At 32.6% G+C, this 6,933-nt stretch carries 5 protein-coding genes; 4 read left to right on the top strand and 1 reads right to left on the bottom strand.

Features of this window, described 5'->3' with window-relative positions; all coding sequences use genetic code 11:
- Positions 1 to 3,254, bottom strand: a 3,254-nt coding sequence (locus tag AAC053_RS05625) for an MG2 domain-containing protein (RefSeq protein ID WP_339753898.1), incomplete at its 3' end; no start/stop codon positions are given.
- A gap of 43 nt (positions 3,255 to 3,297) precedes the next feature.
- Here AAC053_RS05625 and AAC053_RS05620 point away from each other — a divergent pair.
- The 4 genes from AAC053_RS05620 to AAC053_RS05605 all read left to right on the top strand — a co-directional run bounded on the left by AAC053_RS05620 (position 3,298) and on the right by AAC053_RS05605 (position 6,933).
- Positions 3,298 to 3,465, top strand: a complete 168-nt coding sequence (locus tag AAC053_RS05620) for a hypothetical protein (protein ID WP_339753895.1) — start codon at positions 3,298 to 3,300, stop codon at positions 3,463 to 3,465.
- Between the two features lie 57 nt (positions 3,466 to 3,522).
- Positions 3,523 to 4,476, top strand: a complete 954-nt coding sequence (locus tag AAC053_RS05615; protein WP_339753892.1) for a tetratricopeptide repeat protein — start codon at positions 3,523 to 3,525, stop codon at positions 4,474 to 4,476.
- Between the two features lie 117 nt (positions 4,477 to 4,593).
- On the top strand, positions 4,594 to 5,268 hold the full coding sequence (locus tag AAC053_RS05610) for a TetR/AcrR family transcriptional regulator (RefSeq protein WP_339753889.1): 675 nt from the start codon (positions 4,594 to 4,596) through the stop codon (positions 5,266 to 5,268).
- Positions 5,269 to 5,274: 6 nt separating this feature from the next.
- On the top strand, positions 5,275 to 6,933 hold the full coding sequence (locus tag AAC053_RS05605; RefSeq protein ID WP_339753886.1) for an ATP-binding cassette domain-containing protein: 1,659 nt from the start codon (positions 5,275 to 5,277) through the stop codon (positions 6,931 to 6,933).

The raw sequence follows: 6,933 nt of genomic DNA, 5'->3' as shown, positions 1-6,933 counted from the left end.
ATTTTAAAGCTCCAAGTTTCATCTTGTCCTGGTTGTAGCTTATCTCTAAAGGTTTTGGTTTCAATTTCTAAATCCGTTTTAGGATAAGGCACGTTAACTCTATAGCTTTGTGGAATATATGAATTGTAAGCTGCAAAACTACAATGCACTTCAAAGCCACCTAAATCACTTTCTAAAACAGGAATAAGAATTGTTTGTTTTGAATTATTGAGTTGAACCAATTGTGTCATTATAATTTTACTGTCCTTTTCAATCTCTACAGTCACTGTTATGTTTTCAGCAGCAGAACCTAAAGTTAGTTTAGCCATAGAACCTTGCTCGTACGTAGTTTTGTCTAATTGCCCTTCAAATAATTGATTATCAGCAACCGTTTTATCCTTATCACTAAAAAGTATTGTAAAAACTTGGTCTTTTACCGTTTGCTCAAATTTATCTTCGCTTTCGGTAATAATAACATATTGACCAGAATTCCATTTGTTGAGTTTTTTTAAGATTATGGTTTTGTCTTTTTCAGTATCAAAAGTTTTGCTAAAAACTTCCTTTCCCTTTTTCCAATTGGTTAACACATCTTCATTGTTATATGGATCGTGAGGAAATTGCGTTTTAAACTCTTCTTTTGATAAGACTTGATAATCTGGAGCTCTCCAAGGTCTAGGTCTTAAAACAGCATCATGCGCATTAAGCTTGTATATCTTTAAGGTGCCTTTTGCTGGTGCAAATTCACCATTAAGGTTTTCAGAGACTAGAGATAATTCTACGTCTTTTTTTGTTTTATCAATGAGTTCTGGTGCAACAATTCTCACAGTCATAGCATGATAACCAACATTAACAATGGTAGAAGTAGAACGCGTTTCTCCATTAATATCTGTAACGTCTGCTGTGATTTCATAATTAAAAACAGGAAGATTGTCTTTAGAAACACTTTCATCTGGTAAGGCTTTAAAGATAATTTCAAATTCACCTTTATCGTTTGTTTTGGTATCTCCAAACGTAATTTCTTGTGCTTCTACATTATAATAAGGGCGTCTCCAATAATACCAACTTGGAAACTGAACATTTCGTTTTACACGATAAACCACTTTAGCATCTGTGATATTACTTCCAGCAAAAGCTACGGCAATTCCTTTTACGGTAATGCTATCGTTCACTTTATAGGTTTCTGTAATAGGTTGAAATTCTGGTTTAAATTTTGGACGTTTGTATTCTTCAACTGAGAAATTAGTATAGCCAGTATTGCCACAAATTAACTCTATAGCATAATTGCCTGTGAGTCCATCATTTGGTAAAATAAATTCACCGCTTACAGAACCAAATTCATTGGTTTTTAACGGTAGCTCGCTGATCGCTTCACCATTTACATTTTTGAGCTTTACTTTAGCCGTATTATTTGCAAGAACTTGTGTTTTTCCATCTCTAGTCGCAGTGACAATGCCTTTGAAATAAACTGTTTGCCCAGGTCTGTAAATACTTCTGTCTGTAAATAAAAAGGATTTGTATTGGGTATCATTTTTAATATTTTCTTTATACTTTTTGTTGATGTAGTAATTACCAAAGTACCCTATGTCATTCTTGTAGGTCGCTTTTATTTCAACATTTCTATAACGGTTATTATCCTTTATAAATTGAAACTTACCAAAACGATCAGTGACAAATTTTTTATTCCAACGTTGATCGTATCCATTTTGAGTATAGGATATTGCAACATTAGCATCAACGATTGGCTTACCATTGTTTCTGTCTATTAATTGATAATTGTGCGTGTTATTGTTAGTGCTTTCAATTAAGGCCAAATCCGTCACCTGAATATGTGCTACCGCAAATACATTAGCTTCAGATTTCGTTTCAGCTTTAATAAGATATAAGCCATTTGGTAATTTTGGCACTACAATTTCTGTACTGTGATTTTGGTAATCACTTTCGTTTTTTAATGGACTTGAAAATGATTCCGTACTACTTAGTTTTTTTAAGAAATTGGTTTTTTCTTCTACTCTATAAGTACTATTGTATTTTTCTAATTGCTTTTTTGAGATTTTATATATTTTAAAATCGAGCGTATTAAGATTTCTATAACTGACCAGTAATCTTGAAACTGAATTAACAGGAATAAACTGCTCAGCTTGTAATCTTATACTTTGCAGTAATAACTGCTGTTTTAGAACGTCGCATTTTTTCGCGCCAATACTTTCAGGAAATTGAGAAGAGACTTCTGTACAAAGCTCTAATGCTTCTTTAATTTTCCAACGATGGGTTTCGTCAACGTCATTTTCGTTAGGATTACTGTTATATCTATTGCCTTGTTGTCTGTAAAGTGAAGCAATTTCAAAATTATAAAGCGCTGAAAGCGGAGATGACTTTAGGGTTTCAGCTTTTGACTTTAAAGTTTCTAAAAGTAAAGCCTCTTTATTGGTAAAAGTGGCATGTTGAGACACAAATTGTAAGCGTTCAATATCTACAGCCACAAATGCTTTTGAAGATTGGTCGTTACGATGAAACTTTAATAAATTTTGATAGATTTTTAGCGCATTCAATTGTAAAGATGTAGAATCTTTTGATTTTAAATCTAAGTTTATGAATGTTTCACTATCACTTATTAAAGCGTCATTGTCAATAGTGAACTTATATGCAGGTTGCGTAATACTATTTTCATCTGTTTTGTAAAACTGTAAAGCATTATGGCTTAGTAAATCATATAGTGTAGGACGAAATTCTTTAGAATTTTTAACTTCTACGATAAGAGTTTTGTAATTGTTTAATGGTTCTTGTTGAAGCATTAAGCCATTCTCCAAAGACCGTTGATAATACGCATGAATTTCATTAAACAAGGTTTCTAAATCCCAAGTTCTAAAATCAACAGTATCTACTTTACTTTCAGTTTTGGTACGGTTATAAAATTTATATCTATTTTGCTGAAAATATTGCCAATACATGGTAGCCAACATGTTTTCTAACAGATGCTTAGTAACAATGTCACTTGTTTTAATTTCTGTTTTAAAAAGATTAACAATGTTTAATTGCGCTTCTTCTTCGAGTGTTAACATGTACTTGCTTTTATAAAGCAATGCTTTAATACGTTGTTGTTTGTCCTTTTCCTTGATTGCAGATTTGTAGATGTCTTCTACCAAATCAGCAGCACTTTTTGTTAAGCCTTCGTTTTCAAACTTGGTTACAGCTTTCCATTGACTGTCAAAGTTATCTTGAGCATTAGAGAAAGAAGCAAAGCAAATTAGCATTAGTATTGAGATATAATTTTTCATGTGTCTATCTTAATTGTTTTAAATTGTCACATACAGTTCGCGCATGAAACATATACACAAGATTGACAGTTTGTTTTTGCGCTTGGGTCATTCTTATGTCATTTTCTACAAAATACCTTCAAAAGGCATTCCAAAAATAGTAGTAACGAGTAAACGTGTCGTTTGGATGAGTGAAGTTAAACAATTTGTGAGTGAAACAGAACGTTATTAAATTAAGATTTTACGACTAAGACATAAATTGTATTTTTGTGAAATAAAGCCCTTATCTATGTATAGATTCTTATGGATCTTTTTAATTTCCTCTATATGCTTTTCTCAAACGTCTAAAGAGAAGGCCGAAGCATTTATTGCTGAGAAAGCATTTATAAGAGCCCAGAGCGAAATGCTTACACTTTTAAAGTCAAACGCTGAAGATAAAGAAGCCATAGAGCTTTTAGGAGATGCTTATGGTCATCAAAAAAAATGGGATGAAGCTATTGAGCAATATGAAACTTTAACAGAAAAGGAACCTAGCAATGCCAATTATCAATACAAATATGGTGGAGCTTTAGGTATGAAAGCTTTAAGTATTAGTAAACTAAAAGCTTTGGGGATTATTGGTGATGTTAAACGTGCTTTTTTAAAGGCAGCAGAATTAGATTCTAACCATATTGATGCACGTTGGGCTTTAGTAGAATTGTATGTATCGCTTCCTGGTATTATTGGAGGTAGTAATTCTAAAGCTCTAAAGTATGCTGAAGAATTGCAACAATTATCTAAAGTAGATGGTTATTTAGCAAAAGGTTATGTATATGAATATGATGACGAACCAGAACTTGCTGAAAAGTATTACAGATTAGCCATAAAAGTTGGTGGTTCAGTAACTTGTTATGAGAAATTAACGAGCTTCTACGAAGGGCAAAACGAACCAGAAAAGGCAATCGATAATCTAGAAGAAGGACAAGAGAAATTACAACGTAATGCGATGCATTATCAAATTGGTAAAGTTTGCGCAGATTATAATATTCAGTTAGATAAAGGAGAAAAGTGTCTAAAAGCCTATTTATCTCATCATTCTTCTAAAGACGGTGTGCCTAAAGAATGGGCTTATTACAGATTAGCACAAATCTATAAGCACAAAAAGGATAAAACTGAAGCCTTAAAGTGGATAGATAAGGCAATTGCAGGTTTGCCTAAGATTGATGTTTTTAAAGAAGAAAAGGCGACTATTTCTAAGCTTTAAGACCTAATCACAAATTTATTACTTGACTTAATACTACAATTTTTGTGGTACTAAACTTTTGTTAATCATTTTAAATTAATAGTATTACTATTATATTTGCAATCAAATAATGTAAAAATGCTAAACTTACTATCAAATTTAAAAATTTCTGTTCCAGATAAGATCTATATTAAAGATCCAGAATCGTCAAATTTAGGCAAGCGAATTATTGAACACAGCATAGTGCTTATTGATGAAATTGGCTTCGACAGTTTCACATTTAAAAAGTTAGGTGTAAAGATTGGATCTAATGAAAGTTCAATCTATCGTTATTTTGAAAGTAAGCACAAGCTTCTTCTATACTTAACGTCTTGGTATTGGGCTTGGATAGAATATCAAATGGTATTTACAACCTTTAATATGCCAGACCCAAAAGAGCAATTGTTTAAAGCCATCGAAGTGGTTACAAAAACTATTGAAGTAGATAAGACCTTTTCTCATATTAATGAGGTGGTCTTAAACAGAATTATAATTAACGAATATTCAAAATCATATTTAACTAAAGAGGTAGATGTCGAAAACAAGGAAGGTTATTTTGTTGTCTATAAGCGTTTGATTAAGCGTTTACGAGACATGATAATTAATATTAATCCTGAGTATAAATTCGCATCGAGTTTAGCAAGCACTATTGTAGAAGGTGCTTTACATCAACATTTCTTAAAAGAGCATTTTATTTCAATAACGGATTGTAATGATACTATTACTCCAACAGACTTTTTTAAAGAACTCACTATCAACGCTATTAGTAAGTAAATCATTATGAACATAAAAGAAATTATGTCTCCTTGGGAGAGGCTTGTTGGACTCTTAAAGTTAGAAAGAAGAGACGTATTGCAAGTCATATATTATGCCATTTTTTCTGGAATCTTGGCCTTAACGCTTCCATTAGGAATTCAGGCTATTATTTATCTTATTCAAGGTGCACAAGTTAGCACATCTTGGATAGTTTTGGTAGCTCTAGTGACTCTTGGAGTTGCTTTTATGGGTGTTTTGCAACTGATGCAAATGCGTATTATTGAAACGATTCAACAGCGAATTTTCACTAGAGCATCTTTTGAGTTTACCTATCGTTTCCCAAAGATTAAAATGAACGAGCTAAGGAATAATTATCCACCAGAATTAGCGAATAGATTCTTCGATACACTCAATATTCAAAAAGGTTTAGCAAAGATTTTGGTCGATATTCCCGCTGCAATTTTACAGATTGTATTTGCATTAATTCTACTATCATTTTACCATCCGTTTTTTATAGCATTCGGAATTCTATTGTTGATTCTTATATATATCGTATTCAAGTTTACAGCTAAAAAAGGCATGGAGACAAGTCTTATGGAATCTAAGCACAAGTATAAAGTAGCACATTGGATTCAGGAAGTCGCTAGAGCAGTTGTCAGTTTTAAGTTGTCTGGTAGAACCAATTTAGCAGTAAATAAAAATGATGAGCTCGTAAATGACTATTTGGTAGCTAGAGAAAGCCACTTTAGAATTTTAGTGATTCAATTTATACAAATGATCGGCTTTAAGGTGTTTATAACAGCTGGTCTTTTATTAATCGGTGGATTATTAGTGTTGAATCAAGAAATGAATATTGGTCAGTTCGTAGCAGCAGAGATCATTATTCTTTTAGTTATCGCTTCAGTCGAAAAACTTATCCTTGGTTTAGGATCCTTTTACGATGTGCTCACCTCTTTAGAAAAAATGGGTCAGATTGTAGATAAAGAACTAGAAATGCATGAAGGGGATAAGCCAGAGTTTAAAGACGATTTTAATATTGAATTGGATAATATCTCTTACAAAGTTCCAAATCGCGAAGCGTCAATTCTTAGTAATATTTCATTAAATATTAAGCCAAAAAACAGATTGCTTGTAAAAGGTGATAGTGGTTCTGGGAAATCGAGCTTATTGCGTTTAATCGCAGGAGTGATTGAACCAACAAAAGGAAAATTGTATTTAGATAAATATCTGCTCAGCAATATTAATTTGAATCATTATCGATCGCATTTAGGATTGTCTTTAGCAGACGAAACCCCTTTTGAAGGTACCATTAGAGAGAACATCACCTTCGGGAATTCAGACATTTCAGATGAACAATTAATGTGGGCAATGGAGAATGTTGGCTTGAATCAGTTTGTAAAAGAAAGTCCTCAAGGGTTGAATACAGTCTTATATCCTGAAGGTAAACAAATTTCATTCACAGTTGCCAAGAAAATTGTATTAGCAAGAGCAATAGTTAGCAAGCCTAAGGTTCTCATTTTAGAAGATCCTTTAGAGCACTTTGAGCCAGAAGAAGTTGATAAAATAATTGCCTTCTTAACTAATGCGGCTAACCCTTGGGCATTAGTTGTTGTAAGTATGAGTAACGATTGGTCAAAAAGTTGTACTCAAGTCGTAACGCTTAAAAAAGGTGAAATCATTTAA

The sequence above is a fragment of the uncultured Winogradskyella sp. genome (assembly GCF_963975125.1).
Classification (GTDB): domain Bacteria; phylum Bacteroidota; class Bacteroidia; order Flavobacteriales; family Flavobacteriaceae; genus Winogradskyella.
The sequence above is the reverse complement of the archived record's forward strand: the minus strand, read 5'-3'. Positions and strand labels throughout refer to the sequence as shown.

Coding starts and splice junctions, on each gene's coding strand:
- AAC053_RS05615 (WP_339753892.1), top strand. CDS start 3,523: ATGTATAGATTCTTATGGATCTTTTTAATTTCCTCTATATGCTTTTCT.
- AAC053_RS05620 (WP_339753895.1), top strand. CDS start 3,298: ATGAAACATATACACAAGATTGACAGTTTGTTTTTGCGCTTGGGTCAT.
- AAC053_RS05605 (WP_339753886.1), top strand. CDS start 5,275: ATGAACATAAAAGAAATTATGTCTCCTTGGGAGAGGCTTGTTGGACTC.
- AAC053_RS05610 (WP_339753889.1), top strand. CDS start 4,594: ATGCTAAACTTACTATCAAATTTAAAAATTTCTGTTCCAGATAAGATC.